The sequence below is a fragment of the Pseudomonas sp. UW4 genome (assembly GCF_000316175.1).
Classification (GTDB): domain Bacteria; phylum Pseudomonadota; class Gammaproteobacteria; order Pseudomonadales; family Pseudomonadaceae; genus Aquipseudomonas; species Aquipseudomonas laurylsulfatiphila.
Window position 1 is genome coordinate 130,925 of the sequence record NC_019670.1, and the last position, 16,721, is coordinate 147,645.

The 16,721-nt window shown below is 61.3% G+C and carries 14 protein-coding genes; 12 read left to right on the plus strand and 2 right to left on the minus strand.

Features of this window, described 5'->3' with window-relative positions; genetic code table 11:
• Positions 1-210 precede the first annotated feature (210 nt).
• From PPUTUW4_RS00605 to PPUTUW4_RS00655, 11 genes are all read left to right on the plus strand, one after another.
• Complete coding sequence (locus PPUTUW4_RS00605; protein ID WP_015092945.1) at positions 211-1,563, plus strand: TolC family outer membrane protein; 1,353 nt, start codon at positions 211-213, stop codon at positions 1,561-1,563.
• A 42-nt stretch (positions 1,564-1,605) separates the two neighbouring features.
• Positions 1,606-3,762: a type I secretion system permease/ATPase gene (locus tag PPUTUW4_RS00610; RefSeq protein ID WP_015092946.1), complete on the plus strand. Its 2,157-nt coding sequence runs from the start codon at positions 1,606-1,608 to the stop codon at positions 3,760-3,762.
• Positions 3,752-5,116 (plus strand): HlyD family type I secretion periplasmic adaptor subunit, encoded by a 1,365-nt coding sequence (locus PPUTUW4_RS00615; RefSeq protein WP_015092947.1) that lies wholly within the window; start codon positions 3,752-3,754, stop codon positions 5,114-5,116. The genes PPUTUW4_RS00610 and PPUTUW4_RS00615 overlap by 11 nt, the downstream gene beginning before the upstream one ends.
• A 385-nt stretch (positions 5,117-5,501) precedes the next feature.
• On the plus strand, positions 5,502-6,389 hold the full coding sequence (locus PPUTUW4_RS00620) for a TauD/TfdA family dioxygenase (protein WP_015092948.1): 888 nt from the start codon (positions 5,502-5,504) through the stop codon (positions 6,387-6,389).
• Between the two features lie 18 nt (positions 6,390-6,407).
• Positions 6,408-7,433, plus strand: coding sequence for an ABC transporter substrate-binding protein (locus PPUTUW4_RS00625; RefSeq protein WP_015092949.1), 1,026 nt, complete (start codon positions 6,408-6,410; stop codon positions 7,431-7,433).
• 5 nt (positions 7,434-7,438) lie between these two features.
• On the plus strand, positions 7,439-8,299 hold the full coding sequence (locus PPUTUW4_RS00630; protein WP_015092950.1) for an ABC transporter ATP-binding protein: 861 nt from the start codon (positions 7,439-7,441) through the stop codon (positions 8,297-8,299).
• Between the two features lie 21 nt (positions 8,300-8,320).
• Positions 8,321-9,187: an ABC transporter permease gene (locus PPUTUW4_RS00635; protein ID WP_015092951.1), complete on the plus strand. Its 867-nt coding sequence runs from the start codon at positions 8,321-8,323 to the stop codon at positions 9,185-9,187.
• A gap of 108 nt (positions 9,188-9,295) precedes the next feature.
• Positions 9,296-10,213, plus strand: coding sequence for a LysR family transcriptional regulator (locus PPUTUW4_RS00640; protein WP_015092952.1), 918 nt, complete (start codon positions 9,296-9,298; stop codon positions 10,211-10,213).
• Positions 10,214-10,428: 215 nt separating this feature from the next.
• Positions 10,429-11,961: an MFS transporter gene (locus PPUTUW4_RS00645; RefSeq protein WP_015092953.1), complete on the plus strand. Its 1,533-nt coding sequence runs from the start codon at positions 10,429-10,431 to the stop codon at positions 11,959-11,961.
• Between the two features lie 26 nt (positions 11,962-11,987).
• A complete protein-coding gene (locus PPUTUW4_RS00650) occupies positions 11,988-13,052 on the plus strand; it encodes an HlyD family secretion protein (protein WP_015092954.1) in 1,065 nt (354 codons plus the stop codon).
• Positions 13,049-14,596, plus strand: coding sequence for an efflux transporter outer membrane subunit (locus PPUTUW4_RS00655; RefSeq protein WP_041474759.1), 1,548 nt, complete (start codon positions 13,049-13,051; stop codon positions 14,594-14,596). The genes PPUTUW4_RS00650 and PPUTUW4_RS00655 overlap by 4 nt, the downstream gene beginning before the upstream one ends.
• A 135-nt stretch (positions 14,597-14,731) precedes the next feature.
• Here PPUTUW4_RS00655 and PPUTUW4_RS00660 read toward each other — a convergent pair whose 3' ends face one another.
• Both PPUTUW4_RS00660 and PPUTUW4_RS00665 read right to left on the minus strand, forming a co-directional pair.
• A complete protein-coding gene (locus PPUTUW4_RS00660; protein WP_015092956.1) occupies positions 14,732-15,490 on the minus strand; it encodes a slipin family protein in 759 nt (252 codons plus the stop codon).
• Between the two features lie 2 nt (positions 15,491-15,492).
• Positions 15,493-16,026, minus strand: coding sequence for an NfeD family protein (locus PPUTUW4_RS00665; RefSeq protein WP_015092957.1), 534 nt, complete (start codon positions 16,024-16,026; stop codon positions 15,493-15,495).
• Between the two features lie 199 nt (positions 16,027-16,225).
• On the opposite strand from PPUTUW4_RS00665, the gene PPUTUW4_RS00670 reads away from it, so the two are divergent.
• Entirely contained in the window at positions 16,226-16,687 is a 462-nt protein-coding gene (locus tag PPUTUW4_RS00670) for a YbaK/EbsC family protein (protein WP_007975646.1), read from the plus strand.
• Positions 16,688-16,721: the final 34 nt, after the last annotated feature.

Consider the following 16,721-nt stretch of genomic DNA (forward strand, 5'->3'; position numbering starts at 1 on the left):
ACATTATGCCAAACTATTGACCTTCTTGGATCCATCCTAAACAATCGTCCCAGTAATGTCACATTGATATTTGAGCTGTGACCTGTCCTCGGTATGTGATCCAGTTCCGCTTTTGAGCTTTCCGACATACGGTCATTCCGCTTGCCATCTTCCGACACGGCGCACTTTTCCGTCGTGATTCAAGACAAGAAGTCCTGGGAAATTCCTACAATGCGTTCGCCTTTGTTCATGGCTCTACCTTTCGCTCTCGCCGCGTCTTTCGTCCAGGCGCAATCCTTACCAGAAGCCATGCAACAAGCGCTGGATGTCCATCCGGAGGTCCAGGCAGGCGTCAACAGCCGGTTGGCGGCTGATTATCAGTTGAAGGCTGCGAAAGGCGGATACTTGCCGCGGGTCGACCTGCTGGGCGGTTATGGCCGTGAAGGCTCCGACACGGTCACCACACGTGGGGACGGCAGCAACAATCACTGGGAAACCCTGAACCGCAGTGAATCGAGCTTGCGACTGACCCAAATGGTTTTTGACGGTTTTGCGACGACCAGCGAAGTAGGGCGTCAACAAGCCACCGTCAACTCCCGTGCCTATTCGCTGCTGAGTACTTCCGAGCGTACCGGGCTGACCGTGGCCCAGGTCTATCTCGACGTGCTGACCCGGCGCGAATTCGTGCGCCTGGCCGAGGACAACCTCAAGAGCCACCAACGCATTTACGACCAGATCCAGCTGCGCACCCAGCGTGGCGTCGGCAGCGGCGCCGATCTCGATCAGGCCGAGGCGCGGATGGCCCAGGCGCGCAACAACCTGATCACCGAGCAGACCAACCTGGCTGATGCCGAGACCAACTACCTCTCCGCTGTCGGCCAGATGCCCGATCAACTGGAGCGCCCGGCGAGTTTCCTGGCGCTGATGCCGGCCAACCTGAATGAAGCCCGCGCGCAGATGCTGGAAAACAGCCCGATCCTGCGCTCGGCCGAATCCGACATCGCCGCTGCCGAAAAGCAGTACGACACGGCCAAGTCGACCTTCTACCCACGCTTCGATGCTGAGTTGGGTCGCACCGCAGACAACGATATCGATGGTCAGAATGGCCACAACAACGAATGGCAGGCCATGCTGCGCATGCGCTTCAACCTGTATGCCGGCGGCAGCAACAAGGCCGACCTGGAATCCAAGTCCTACCTGTCGAACCAGGCGCTGGACATCCGCAACAACGCCCTGCGCCAATTGAATGAAGAGCTAGGCCTGGCCTGGAACGCTCTGAACAACGCCAATGCCCAGGTGCCGATCGCCCAGCAGTACGTTGATCACAGCACCGCCGTGCGTACCGCTTACCAGCGTCAGTTCAGCCTGGGTGAGCGCACTCTGCTCGATTTGCTCGACAGCGAGAACGAGTTGTTCTCCTCTTCTCGCCGTCTGGCGGAGATCAAGAACATTCAGTTATTTACTCAGTACCGAATCAAGGCGACCATGGGCGAGTTGCTCAAGAGCCAGGGAGTGGTCGCACCATTGGCATCCGTTGTGCAGAACGACGTGAAGCCGAAGGTCCAATTGCCCGGTATGAATTGAGCAGGACCTTCATTGTTCAATTGTTAGCCAAGAGTGCCGAGCGTGGAATCAGAAGTCAGTCGGGTTCAACTCATTCATGATCCGCGCGCGTTGCATGACGATCCGTTGCTGGATGGTCTGCTCGCTCTTTGCATGCTGCACCAGAAACCGGCCAGCGCGGCCATGCTCACCACCGGCCTGCCACTGCCCGAGCAGCGTTTGAGTGTCGAGCTGCTGCCACGCGCGGCGGCTCGCGCGGGGCTGCAAGGTCGGGTGCTGCAGCGCAAGCTGGATGACATTCCGGCGATTGCCATGCCGGCATTGTTGCTGCTCAAGGACGGTCGCAGTGCCGTCCTGCTCGGCTGGCAAGGCGAAGATCAGGCGCGGGTGCTGCTCAGCGAAAGCGATGGCGGTGAGTCCCTGGTCAGCCGCGAGCTGCTGGCCGACGATTACACCGGCAAAGTCTTTTTTGCCCAGCCGCAGCACAAATTCGACGTCAATCACGGCACACTGATTCCCCGTGCGCGCTCGTGGTTCCGCGACACCCTCAAGCGTTCGCGCTGGTTGTACGCCGACGCCATTGCCGCCAGTTTTCTGATCAACATCATTGCCATGGCCGCGCCGTTGTTCGTGATGAACGTCTACGACCGTGTCGTGCCGAACCAGGCAGAAGCGACGCTATGGGTGCTGGCCGTCGGCATCTCTGGCGCCTACCTCTTCGACCTGATCCTCAAAAGCCTGCGCAGCCTGTGCCTGGATCTGGCCGGCAAGAAAACCGACCTGATCATCTCGGCCACGCTGTTCGAGCGCATCGTCGGCATGACCATGAAATACCGGCCGGCACGGGTCGGCAGTTTTGCCCAGAACATCCATGAGTTTCAGAGTCTGCGCGATTTCCTCGCCTCGCTGACCCTCACCAGCCTGATCGACCTGCCGTTCACCCTTTTGATTTTCATGGTTATCGCGATCCTCGGCGGCCATCTGGTGTGGATACCGGTGCTGGCATTCCCGATTGCCCTGGCCATCGGCTATGCGTTGCAGAAACCCCTGGTAGCGACCATGGAGCGGACCATGGCGCTGGGGGCCGAGCGTCAGTCGAGCCTGATCGAAACCTTGGCCGGGCTGGATGCGGTAAAGGTCAACAACGCCGAAAGCGAACGCCAGTATCAGTGGGAACAGACCATCGGCACCCTCAGTCGCCTTGAATTGCGGGTGAAGATGCTGTCCGGCCTGGCGATGAACATCACCTTGCTGATCCAGCAACTGGCCGGGGTGATCATGATCGTCTTCGGTGTGTACCAGATCATCGACGGTCACCTGAGCATGGGCGGCCTGATTGCCTGCTACATGCTCAGTGGCCGTGCGCTCAGCCCGCTGGCGTCGCTCTCCGGGTTGCTGACCCGCTATCAGCAGGCACGGGTGACCATGACGTCCGTCGACCAAATGATGGAACTGCCTCAGGAGCGCAATTTCGAAGAGCGCCCGCTCAGCCGCAAGGTATTGCAGGGCGCGATTGAATGTCGCCAGCTCAATTTCACGTACCCCGAACAGCAGAACCTGGCACTGAAGAACATCAATCTGTCGATTCATCCCGGCGAGAAGATCGGCATCATTGGCCGAAGCGGCTCGGGCAAGAGCTCGCTGGCGAAACTGCTGGTGGGGCTCTATCAGCCGGATGATGGCTCGTTGTTGGTCGATGGCGTGGATATCCGCCAGATCGATGTCAGCGAGCTGCGCTACAACATTGGCTACGTGCCCCAGGACATTCAGTTGCTCGCCGGCACCTTGCGCGACAACCTGGTTTCCGGTGCGCGGTATGTCGAGGATGAACTGGTGCTGCAAGCGGCAGAGCTGGCCGGTGTCCACGAATATGCGCGCCTGCATCCGCAGGGTTATGAGCTGCAAGTGGGCGAGCGCGGGCAGAACCTCTCCGGCGGCCAGCGGCAGAACGTGGCCCTGGCCCGTGCGCTACTGCTCAATCCGCCGATCCTGCTGCTCGACGAACCGACCAGTGCCATGGATAACACCGGTGAAGAGCGCCTCAAGCAGCGCCTGGCCGCCGTGATCGAAAACAAGACCGTGGTGCTGGTGACGCACCGGGCATCGCTGTTGTCGCTGGTAGATCGGCTGATCGTGATCGACCGCGGGCAGATACTCGCCGACGGCCCGAAAGCCGCGGTGATGGAAGCGTTGAAGAAGGGGCAGATCAGTGTTGCTTAAGTCGGGTAAGGATTCGATCCGTCGCTACTTCAAGGGCTCTGCTTCGCTTCAGGGCCAGCCGCTGCCGGAGGTCAACAAGGCGTTGATCGAAGATGCGCCGCGTGTGGTGCGGCTGACGATCTGGGCGATCATCGCGTTCTTCGTTTTCCTGATGCTCTGGGCCAACTTCGCGGTCATCGACGAAGTGACCAAGGGCGATGGCAAGGCGATTCCATCGTCGAAGATCCAGAAAATCCAGAACCTTGAGGGCGGTATCATTTCCGAGCTGTTCGTCAAGGAAGGCCAGATCGTCGACGCCGGTGCACCGCTGATTCGCCTGGACGACACGCGATTTGCCTCGAACGTCGGTGAAACCGAGGCCGATCGGTTATCGATGGTGCTGCGGGTCGAGCGCCTGAGTGCCGAGGTCGACGATCGTCCGTTGAACTTCCCCGAGGATGTACTCAAGGCCGTGCCGGGCCAGGCCAAGAGCGAAGAGTCGCTCTATATCAGCCGCCGCCAGCAGTTGCATGACGAGATTGGAGGCTTGCAGGAGCAGTTGATCCAGCGTCAGCAGGAGCTGCGCGAGTTCACCTCCAAGCAGGCGCAGTACCGCCAGCAATTGGGCTTCCAGCGTCAGGAAATCAGCATGTCCGAGCCGTTGGTGGCCCAGGGCGCGGTATCGCCGGTGGAAGTCCTGCGCCTCAGGCGTGCCGAAGCGGAGACCCGTGGCCAGCTCGACGCCACCACCCTGGCTATTCCGCGAGCCGAGTCGGCGATCAAGGAAGTGCAGCGCAAAATTGACGAAACTCGCGGCAAGTTCCGTAGCGATGCCCTGACCCAACTCAATGAAGCACGCACCGATCTGAACAAGGCCCAAGCCACTGGCAAGGCCCTGGAAGACCGGGTCAGCCGGACGCTGGTCACCTCGCCGGTGCGGGGTATCGTCAACAAGCTGCTGGTCAATACCATTGGCGGGGTTATCCAGCCAGGCAGCGACCTGGTGGAAATCGTGCCGCTGGACGACACCTTGCTGGTCGAGGCGAAGATCCGCCCGCAGGACATCGCGTTCCTGCATCCGGGACAGGAAGCGACAGTGAAATTCACCGCCTATGACTACACCATCTACGGTGGGATGAAGGCCAAGCTGGAACAGATCGGTGCCGACACCATTACCGACGAAGACAAGAAAACCACCTACTACGTCATCAAGCTGCGCACCGACCGCAGCCACTTGGGCACCGACGAAAAACCCTTGTTGATCATTCCGGGGATGGTCGCTTCCGTGGACATCATCACCGGCAAGAAGACCGTCCTCAGCTACCTGCTCAAGCCGATCATCCGCGCGCGGGCCGAGGCGCTGCACGAGCGCTAGATCTTGAGTGGATTCACTGGCCCCATCGTCGGAACGCCGCCCGGGGCAAGCCCGGCTCCCACAGGTTTTTGTGTCAAACACATGATCGTGTTTCAACAACGAACCTTGTGGGAGCCGGGCTTGCCCGCGATGGCGTCAGTCAAAGCACCACAACCCTGTCAGTAAGTGACAAAAAACGTCACTCCACAATCCACGCAGTCCCTTTTCAATCGCCATATCGTTATTCGTTAACGGTATTTAAATTTCAATTCTTATACCTATAAAGTCAATCCCCTGCGTACCTGCCGACCAATCGGCGCGCCGCACGACACGAACCAACACGGGACCTCCGTGAGTTTCTGATCGACGCGCGCGCCATTGAGCGTGCCGTGCGTGGGAGTGATTTATGTCTGCAGCTTCAGCTTCGCCAAGCATCGCGCCACAACTCTTTGAAATCCGCCCGTTCAGCGGAGCGGTGGGCGCCGAAATCCTCGGCCTCGATTTGTCCCGCCCGATCAATGATCAGGACTTCGCCCGTATTCACCGCGCGCATCTGGACCATCATGTGGTGGTGTTCCGTGACCAGCGCATCACCCCCGAACAGCACATCGACTTCAGCCGTCGTTTTGGCCTGTTGCAGATCCACGTGCTCAAACAGTTCCTGCTGGCAGGGCATCCGGAAATCCTCATCGTTTCCAACATCGTCGAAAACGGCCAGAACATCGGCTTGGGCGACGCCGGCAAGTTCTGGCATTCCGATCTCTCCTACAAACAACTGCCGAGCCTGGGCTCGATGCTGCATGCCCAGGAGCTGCCCTCGGAGGGCGGCGACACCTTGTTCGCCGACATGCACAAGGCCTGGGACAACCTGCCCGAGGCGCTGCGCAAAGCAGTAGAAGGCCGCTCGGCCGCGCACTCCTACACGGCGCGTTACAGCGAAACCAAATTCGAAGGTAACTGGCGCCCGACCCTGACCCCGGAGCAACTGGCCCAGGTCGCCGAAGTCGTCCACCCGGTCGTGCGGACACACCCGGAAAACGGCCGCAAGGCCTTGTTCGTCAGCGAGGGGTTCACCACCCGCATCGTTGGCCTGCCGGAAGACGAGAGCCAGCAACTGTTGGCCGAGCTCTACGCCCACAGCGTGTTGCCGCAAAACATCTACCGCCATCAATGGCAGCCTCATGACCTGGTGTTCTGGGACAACCGTTCGCTGATCCACCTCGCCGCCGGCTGCCCCAGCCATCTGCGCCGCAAGCTGTATCGCACCACCATCCAGGGCGACGCGCCTTTCTGAATTGCCGGAGATTTGATCATGTCCAAACGTCTGCCCTTTGCACCCCTGGCCGCCGCCATCGGCCTGGGTTTCAGCCTGATCGCCGGCAGCCTGGTGGCGCCGACCGTGGCCCACGCCGAAGGTGAAATCCGCATCGCCGAACAGTTCGGCATCGTCTACCTGCTGCTCAACGTGGTGCGCGATCAAAACCTGATCGAGAAGTACGGCAAGCAGGAAGGTATCGACATCAAGGTCGACTGGACCCAGCTCTCGGGCGGCGCGGCGGTCAACGATGCGTTGCTGTCCGGCTCGATCGACATTGCCGGTGCCGGTGTCGGCCCGCTGTTGACCATCTGGGACCGCACCCATGGCAAGCAGAACGTCAAGGCCGTGGCTTCCCTCGGTAACTTTCCGTATTACCTGGTGAGCAACAATCCCAAGGTCAAAACCATCGCCGACTTCACCGAGAAGGACCGTATCGCGGTGCCGGCGGTGGGCGTGTCGGTGCAGTCGCGCTTCCTCCAATACGCGGCCGCCAGGCAGTGGGGCGACAAGGAATTCAACCGCCTCGACAAGTACACCATCGCTGTTCCGCACCCCGACGCGACAGCGGCGCTGGTAGCCGGTGGCACCGAGTTGACCGGGCACTTTTCCAACCCGCCATTCCAGGATCAGGCGCTGGAAAATCCCAATGTACACGTGGTGCTGAACACCTATGACCTGCTCGGCCCGAACTCGCCGACCGTGCTGTTCGCTACCGAGAAATTCCGCAACGAGAACCCGAAAACCTATAAAGCCTTCATCGAAGCGCTGACCGAAGCCGCACAGTTTGCGCAGAACGATAAAGGTGCAGCGGCGGACACCTACATCCGCGTGACCAAGGCCAAAATCGACCGCGCCGCGTTGCTGAAAATCATCGATAACCCGCAGTTCGAGTTCAGCGTCACGCCGAAAAACACTTACCCGTTGGCCGAGTTCCTCTACCGTGTCGGCGCAATCAAAAACAAACCGGACTCGTGGAAGGATTATTTCTTCCAGGACGCCAAGCCACTGCAAGGGAGCTGACCGAAATGAACGCCCCTTTGCAAGACCACACGGTCAGCAAACCGATCGCGGCAGCCCAGGCGCTGCTGTCGGTCGATAACGTCAGCCTTGAATACCGTACGCCGCAGCGGGTGGTGCGGGCGACCCATCAAGTCAGCTTCGAGATCGATCCGGCGGACCGATTTGTCCTGCTCGGGCCGTCCGGTTGCGGCAAGTCGACCTTGCTCAAGGCCGCTGCCGGCTTTATCCAGCCCGTGGAGGGCGAGATCCGTCTGCAAGGCCAGCGCGTCGATGCGCCGGGGCCGGACCGGATCGTGGTGTTCCAGGAGTTCGATCAACTGCCACCGTGGAAAACCGTCAAACAGAACGTGATGTTTCCGCTGCTGGCCTCGAAAACCCTCAAGCGCAAAGAGGCTGAAGAGCGGGCGTTGCACTACCTGGAGAAGGTTGGTCTGGCGGCGTTTGCCGATGCCTATCCGCACACCTTGTCCGGTGGCATGAAGGCTCGGGTTGCCATCGCTCGGGCGCTGGCGATGCAGCCGAAAATCCTCCTGATGGACGAACCCTTCGCCGCCCTCGATGCGCTGACCCGACGCAAGATGCAGGAAGAATTGTTGCTGCTCTGGGAAGAGGTGCGCTTCACGCTGCTGTTCGTCACGCACTCCATCGAAGAGGCGCTGGTGGTGGGTAACCGCATTCTGTTGCTGTCACCGCATCCGGGGCGGGTGCGGGCGGAAGTGCACAGCCACCAATACGATTTGCACAGCCTGGGCGGTGTGGCATTTCAGGAATCGGCGCGGCGCATTCACCGACTGTTGTTCGACGAAGGTCAATCACCGCAAGCCGAGCACGAGCTGGATTTCGCTGACATCCACATCGCTTATTGAGCCAGTTGAGAGGAGGGCCCGATGAGCCATTTATCATCCCCGCGTGAAGCGTTCGAAACGGTTTTGCAGCCACTGACCAGCGTGCCGCTGGAGCGTGAACTACCCCTTGGACAACGCCTGTGGCAACAGGGCTGGTTGCGTAAAAGCCTGATCCTGGTGTTGCTCGCCGTGCTCTGGGAAGCCGTTGCGCGCTATCAGAACAACGACCTGCTGCTGCCGGGTTTCTTGCAGACCGCTCACGCGCTGTACGACGGCCTGCTCAGTGGCGAGTTGCTGGGCAAAGTGTGGATCTCTTTGGTGGTGTTGCTCAAGGGTTACCTGATCGGCATCGTCCTGGCGTTTGGCCTGACGACGCTGGCGGTGTCGACGCAATTCGGTCGCGACTTGCTCAGTACCCTGACGTCGATGTTCAACCCGTTGCCCGCTATCGCGCTATTGCCGCTGGCACTGTTGTGGTTCGGCCTGGGGCAAAACAGCCTGATTTTCGTGCTGGTGCACTCGGTGCTTTGGGCCTTGGCGCTGAACACCTACGCCGGGTTTCTCGGCGTCTCGGAAACACTGCGCATGGCCGGGCGCAACTATGGCCTCAAGGGCATGCGTTTTGTGCTGTTCATCCTGATCCCGGCGGCGCTGCCGTCGATCCTCGCCGGGTTGAAAATCGGCTGGGCTTTTGCCTGGCGGACATTGATTGCTGCCGAGTTGGTGTTTGGTGCGACCAGCGGCAAGGGTGGGTTGGGGTGGTACATCTTTCAGAATCGCAATGAGCTGTATACCGACAAGGTGTTTGCCGGCCTGGCGGTGGTGATTCTGATTGGGTTGCTGGTGGAGAACCTGGTGTTTGATTCGTTGGAGCGGGTGACGGTCAAGCGCTGGGGCATGCAGCGCTGATTGGAAATCCAGAGCTCGCATTCCTCTGTAGGCGCTGCCGAAGGCTGCGATCTTTTGATCTGCTAGCATTGCAGTTGGATCAATCCTGATCGGTCATGAGTGCCCTGCATGCAACTCCCGGACATGAACCTGTTGGTCGCCCTCGACGCCTTGCTCGACGAGGGCAGTGTGGTGGGGGCGGCGCGGCGGATGAACCTGAGCCCGGCGGCCATGAGCCGGACGTTGACGCGCATCCGCGAAGCCATTGGCGACCCGATCCTGGTGCGCGCCGGCCGTGGCCTGGTGCCGACCCCCAAGGCGCTGGAATTGCGCGAGCAAGTGCGCAGCGTGGTGGAGCAGGCCGGGTTGCTGTTTCGGTCGGCCGATGCGGTGGAGCTGAGTTCGCTGCGGCGGCGGTTCAGTATTCGGGCCAACGACTTCTTTGTCGGAGTTTACGGCGGCAGGTTGTTCGACACCCTCGACCGGCAGGCGCCGCACTGCGAATTGCGTTTCGTCCCGGAAGGCGATGGCGATGATGAGGCCTTGCGCGAAGGGCGGATCGATCTGAGCGTCAGCAATACACGGCCGCTGACCCCGGAAGTGAAGGTCCAGAACCTGTTTTCCACCCACTTCGTCGGCCTGGTGCGCGAGGATCATCCGCTACTGGACGAAGAGATCACGGCTGAGCGCTATGCCGGTTATTCCCATATCAGCATGTCCCGGCGCGGCATTGCCCGGGGGCCAATCGATACCGCGCTCAATGCCCTGGGCCTGGAGCGGCGGGTGGCGGTGATCGCGCCAAGCTTTCATGCGGCGATGTATGCCTTGCCCGATTCCGACCTGATCCTGCCGGTGCCCAAGGAAGCCTTGCTGAGTGTGCGGAGGCTGGGGTTGAAACTGCGCTCGTTCAACCTGCCGATTCCGTTGCCGACCCTGATGCTGACCCAGGCCTGGCACCCGCGCTTCGACAAGGACCCGGCGCACCGCTGGCTGCGTGAAACCCTGAAAACCTGCTGCGATGAAACGTGGCTGGCTGCTCAACCATGAGCTGATCAGTTCCTCTGTGGGAGCGAGCTTGCTCGCGATGAGGCCGGCAGCCTCGACATCCCTATTGGCTGACCTGCCGCTATCGCGAGCAAGCTCGCTCCCACAGGAGGGTATCGTTGCGTCTGGCGCACTTATAACCTGCCAATAAGTTGATTTTCGTCAGGCATCACGCTTTTTAGAATGCTCCGGTCTTTCCACGCCGGAGCTCGCAGTACATGACTTCCCTTACGGTCACGGCACCTGTCGCTGCGGCCAGCACGGCAGCCGCACCGCCGGACTTCGGCCCACGGATCATCATCGGCCTGGTGGGCGTGCTGCTGGCGGTGCTGGTGTCGGGCCTGAACGAGATGGTGACCAAGGTCGCGCTCGCCGACATCCGCGGCGCATTGGCCATCGGCTACGACGAAGGCACCTGGCTGGTCGCCTGTTACACCGCGACGTCGGTGGCGGCCATGGCGTTTGCGCCGTGGTGTGCGGTGACGTTCTCGTTGCGGCGTTTCACCCTGTGCGCCATCAGCCTGTTCACCCTGTTGGGTGTGTTGTGCCCCTTCGCCCCTAACTACGAAAGCCTGCTGTTGCTACGCACCTTGCAAGGCCTGGCGGGCGGCGCACTGCCTCCCATGTTGATGACCGTGGCCCTGCGGTTTCTGCCCGCCAACGTGAAGCTGTATGGCCTGGCCGGTTATGCCCTGACGGCGACGTTCGGCCCGGGCCTGGGCACGCCATTGGCCGGGCTGTGGACCGAATACGTCGGCTGGCAATGGACCTTCTGGCAAATCATCGCGCCGTGCCTGATTGCCATGGCTGCGGTAGCGTATGGCTTGCCCCAGGACCCGCTGCGCCTGGAGCGCTTCAAGTCCTTCAACTGGCGCGGATTGCTGCTGGGCTTTCCCGCCATCTGCATGCTGGTGATCGGCATCTTGCAGGGCAATCGCCTGGACTGGTTCGAGTCGAGCCTGATCTGCGGATTGCTCGGTGGCGGGCTGTTGCTGCTGGTGCTGTTTTTGGGCGGCGAGTGGTCGCAGCCGATACCGTTTTTCAATATGCAGATGCTCGGCATCCGTAACCTGTCCTTTGCCCTGTTGACCCTGGCGGGCGTGCTGGTGGTGTTGCAGGCGGTGATCATCATTCCGTCCAGCTACCTGGCGCAGGTCCAGGGTTACCGCCCGGTGCAGACCGCACCGATCATGCTGCTGGCGGCGCTGCCGCAATTGATCGCACTGCCGTTGGTGGCAGCGCTGTGCAACTTTCGCTGGGTTGATTGCCGCTGGGTGTTGGGCATCGGCCTGGGCATGCTGGCATTGTCGTGCGTCGGCGGCTCGCAACTGACGTCCGCGTGGATTCGCGACGATTTCTATGTGCTGCAATGGCTGCAGATTTTTGGTCAGCCCATGGCGGTATTGCCGCTGCTGATGCTGTCCACCGGCAGTATCAACCCGATGCAAGGGCCGTTCGCATCGGCCTGGTTCAACACCGTCAAAGGCCTGTCGGCGGTCATCGCCACCGGGGTGATCGAAGCGCTGACCACGGCCCGCCTGCATTTTCACTCGACCATGCTGGTCGATCGCCTCGGCAACTCGCCGCTGGCCGAGCGCGACAGCGCAAGTCTCGCTCATCGTCTGCATGAGCAAGCGCTGGTGCTCACGTCCTCTGATCTTTACCTGTGCATGGCCGGTCTCGCCGTGACCTTGATCCTGCTGATTTTCTGGCTGCCGACGCGGATCTATCCGCCGCGCACACCGACCTGAATGCTCCACTGAAACAGAAGGTTTTTATGAACACCCAAGCAAAGCAGAAAGTCGCGGTGGCCGTGGCCGTCGCATTGGCCGTCGGTGGGGCGCTGTACCTGGCAATGCCCGGCCTGTTCGGCAAGCGTACCCGGCAGAACACCAACGATGCTTACGTCTCGGCGGATTTCACCCTGGTCGTGCCGCGGGTCGCCGGGTTTATCAAGGAAGTGCTGGTCGAGGACAACCAGCAGGTCAAGGCGGGGCAATTGCTGGCGCTGATCGATGACCGGGATTTGCGCGCCGCCGCCCAGGCTGCCGACGCCGAAACGCTGGTGGCCAGGGCGCAACTGCAAAACGCCCGGGCGACCCTGGAGCGCCAGGCATCGGTGATTGCCCAGGCGCAATCTTCGGTGGTTTCGGCCAAGGCGGAAATGGCCTTTGCCGAGCATGAATTGAACCGCTACAAGCACCTCGCCGGGGTGGGCGCCGGCACGGTGCAAAATGCGCAACAGGCGCAAACGCGGATCGACCAGGCCTCCGCGCGGCTGGCCAATGCCACGGCGGTGCTGGCGGCGGAGCGCAAGCAGGTGGAGATCCTGACGGCCCAGCGCGATGCGGCAGAAGGCGGTCTGAAGCGGGCGCAAGCGAAGCTGGAAATGGCCAGCTATGAGTTGTCCTATACGCGGATCGTGGCGCCACAGGACGGGATGGTCGGAGAACGCGCGGTGCGGGTCGGCGCCTACGTGACGCCGGGCAGCAAGATCCTCGCCGTGGTGCCGCTGGCGCAGGCTTATGTGATGGCCAATTTCCAGGAAACGCAACTGACGGATGTGCAGCCTGGGCAGGCGGTGCAAGTGCGCGTCGACAGCCTGGGCGGTGCGGCACTCAACGGTCGTGTCGACAGCATCGCACCGGCCACCGGGGTGACGTTCGCTGCGATCAAACCGGACAATGCCACTGGCAACTTCACCAAGGTGGTGCAACGGATACCGGTGAAGATCGTGTTGGAGCCGGGGCAGTCGCTGGCCGAGCGCTTGCGGGTGGGGATGTCGGTGGAGGCGAGTATTGATACAGCCACCGCCAAGGCGGAAGAGGTTGTTCAGCGATGAAGATTTTCGTTGATTGCGCTGACGCCTTCGCGAGCAGGCTCGCTCCCACAATTGATCGCATTCCCCTGTGGGAGCGAGCCTGCTCGCGAAGAGGCCTGTGGCAGCCGCTCACCTTCAGTGCCTTGCTCGTCATGAGCCTCAGCGCCTGCACCGTCGGCCCCGATTTCCAAAAGCCCGAAACCCCACAAATCACCGAATGGGCAAAACCATCAAAGGCAGCCACCAGCCAGGCCATCGCCGAAACAATGGCCGAGCGCTGGTGGGAGGTGTTCCATGACCCGCAACTCTCGGCCTTGAGCCAGCGCGCCCTGACCGACAACCTCGACCTGAAGCTGGCCGGCAGCCGTTTGCAGCAAAGTCGTGCGGTGCGCCAGGTCATCACTGCCAACCGCTACCCCAACACGGCCGCCAGTGGCAGTTACGGGCGCAATCGCAACAGTGGTGAAGGTCTGAGCGATCCGTCAGGACACAACGGCCAATCCGCCTTCAGCCTGTGGAATGCCGGCTTTTCCGCTTCCTGGGAGCTGGACTTCTGGGGCCGCGTGCGTCGGGAAACCGAAGCGGCCGACGCCACTTTTGAGGTCGCTGAGAACGATCGGCGTGGTGTGCTGCTGTCGGTGCTGGCCGAAACCGCCCAGGACTACATTCAACTGCGCGGTGTGCAGAACACCCGGCTCGTCACCGAACAGAACCTCGACGTCGCCCGCCATAGCCTGAAGCTTTCGCAGCTGCGCCTGGCCGACGGCGTCGCGACGGATCTGGATGTCGCCGAAGCCGCCGCACAGGTGGCTGCCATCGAATCGCGTCTGCCCGCGCTGGAGCAGCGCCAGTGGCAACTGATCAATGCCTTGAGCCTGTTGATGGGCGAAGCGCCCCAGGCATTGGCGGCGGAGTTATCCACAGACGCGCCAGTGCCACAAACGCCGCGCCAGGTCGCTATTGGCTTGCCCTCGCAACTGGCTGAACGTCGACCGGACATTCGCCAGGCCGAAGCGCGACTGCATGCCGCCACGGCCAGCATTGGCGTGGCCAAGGGTGATTTCTATCCGCGAATCACCCTGTCGGGGAACATCGGCTCCCAGGCTATGCAGCTTAGCGATTTCGGCTCCTGGGGTTCGCGTTCGTTCGGGATTGGCCCGCAATTGAGCTTGCCGTTGTTCGACGGTGGCCGTTTGCGTGGCGTGCTCCAATTGCGTGAAGCACAACAACAGGAAGCGGCCATTGCCTATCAGCAAACCGTGTTGCGCGCCTGGCATGAAATCGACGACCAACTGACCGCCTACAACGCCAGTCAATTACGCCGCGACAGCCTGGCCGAAGCCGTGCGTCAGAACCGCATTGCGCTGGACACCGCGCAACAGCAGTACGTTGAGGGCGTGGTGGATTTCGTTACCGTACTCACCGTGCAAGGGGCGTTGCTGGCCACGCAGGAGCAGTGGGTCGAGAGTTCGACCGGCGTGTCGCTGGCGGCCGTCGGGTTGTACAAGGCGTTGGGTGGGGGGTGGGAGTCGGTGTATCCGTTAGCCGAGACGGCGCAGCGCTGACGGTTCATGGACTCGGGTCGAATCTGGCTGATCGGCACCGCCGACGTGCCGGACGAGTTTGCACCGTTGCCGGTGTTGCCGCCAGGTTGTACCTGGCCGGCAACACCGGGCAATGAAAGAGAGGGTTTGCAGCCTTCAGGGTTTCGACGACAAGTCAGCCATGCCCTTGAGCAACTCGATCGGCAACGGAAAGACGATGGTCGAGCTCTTGTCGCCGGCAATCGAACTCAGGGTCTGCATGTAGCGCAGTTGCATGGCCCCCGGTTGGCGGCCCAGCATTTCGGCGGCCTGCATGAGTTTTTCCGAGGCCTGCAATTCGCCTTCGGCGTGGATCACCTTGGCGCGCCGTTCCCGTTCGGCTTCGGCCTGCCTGGCAATGGCGCGGATCATCGATTCGTTGAGGTCCACGTGCTTGATCTCGACGTTGGCGACCTTGATGCCCCAGGCGTCGGTCTGGGCGTCGAGCACTTGCTGGATGTCCAGGTTCAACCGCTCGCGTTCGGCCAGCAGTTCGTCCAGTTCGTGTTTACCCAGCACCGCCCGCAACGTGGTTTGCGCCAATTGGCTGGTGGCGGCCAGGAAATCCTCGACCTGGATGATGGCTTTCTGCGGGTCGAGCACGCGGAAATACAGCACCGCGTTGACCTTGACCGACACGTTGTCGCGGGTGATCACGTCTTGCGGAGGCACGTCCAGCACCACGGTGCGCAAGTCGACCCTGACCATTTGCTGGACCACCGGAATCAGCAGGATCAGGCCGGGCCCTTTGACCTGCCAGAAGCGCCCGAGCTGGAACACCACCCCGCGCTCGTACTCGCGCAGGATGCGGAACGTTGACCCCGCCAGTGCGATGAGCAACAGCAGCAGCGCGACAAGACCCAATTGCAAACCCATGACTATTCTCCGCCCGGCGCCGCGTCAGCCGCGGCCACTTGCAGCAGCAAGCCCTTGCGCCCCACCACCCGCACCTGTTGCCCGGGTTGCAGCGGCGTCGCGCTGAGCACTTGCCATTGTTCTCCTTGCAAATGAATCCAGCCGCCATAGGCGTTGCCGGCCTGCAATGACGTCACTGCCGTCACGCTACCGAGCAGCCCGGCATCACCACTGACGATGTGGCGCGGTCGGGTCTTCAGGGCGTGAATCACCAGGTAGATCAGTAGCAGCGCGCTGACCACTGCCAGGCCGATCATCAACGGCACGGGCACTTCGGTGTTGGACAGGATGACCGCGCCGATCACGAACATCACGATGCCGCCCAGGCCGATCACGCCGTAATTGGGCAGGGCCGCTTCGGCGATCAGGAATGCGATGCCGAAGGTGATCAGCCAGATTCCCACGGGATTGGGCAGCAGCAACACAACCGTGTCGGCAGCGAAGGCCGATCCGCTCAACGCCAACAGCAACGCAACTGCACAACAACGCGTGTTCACTTGACCCTCCGGGAGAGTCGTGGAGTGGCTCTGAGTACAGTTTAGTTGACCCTCGCCCTGTATGAATTTTGCTCAATTGTCGTCGTCGGCCGATGGGCGGATTTCCCACCGGATCACGCCGGCGGGCCTAGACTTTTACTACGCAAGCAACGCTTTAACCATCGTCTGCCAGCGATCACGGCGGACACCGAGGTGCATCATGCGTATGGCAAGAACCGTGCAGCGAAGCCTGGAAAAGGCTCAATGCGAATATGACATCGTCAGCCACCCACACTCGGCCAGCAGCCTCGAAACGGCGCGGGTCGCCGGTATTCCTGCCGAACGGGTGGCCAAATCGGTGATCCTTGACGATCACCATGGGCACTACCTGATGGCCGTGCTGCCCGCCAGCCGTCACCTTGACCTGAGCAAGGTCCGCAGCAGCGGTGAGTGGCAGGTTTCCCGCGAAAGCAACCTGGCGCACCTGTTCGACGATTGCGAACGCGGTGCCGTACCGGCGCTGGGTGAGTCCTATGGATTGGAAGTGGTCATCGACCCGCTGCTGACCCGGCAGAAAGACATCTATCTGGAGGCCGGCAACCACGTCAACCTGGTGCGCATGGACATGCCCGAGTTCCTGAAAATGGTGCCGCATGCGGAGGTGCGGGAGTTGAGTCATTGAGTTTTGTTTCGTCAATGCTGACGTCTTCGCGAGC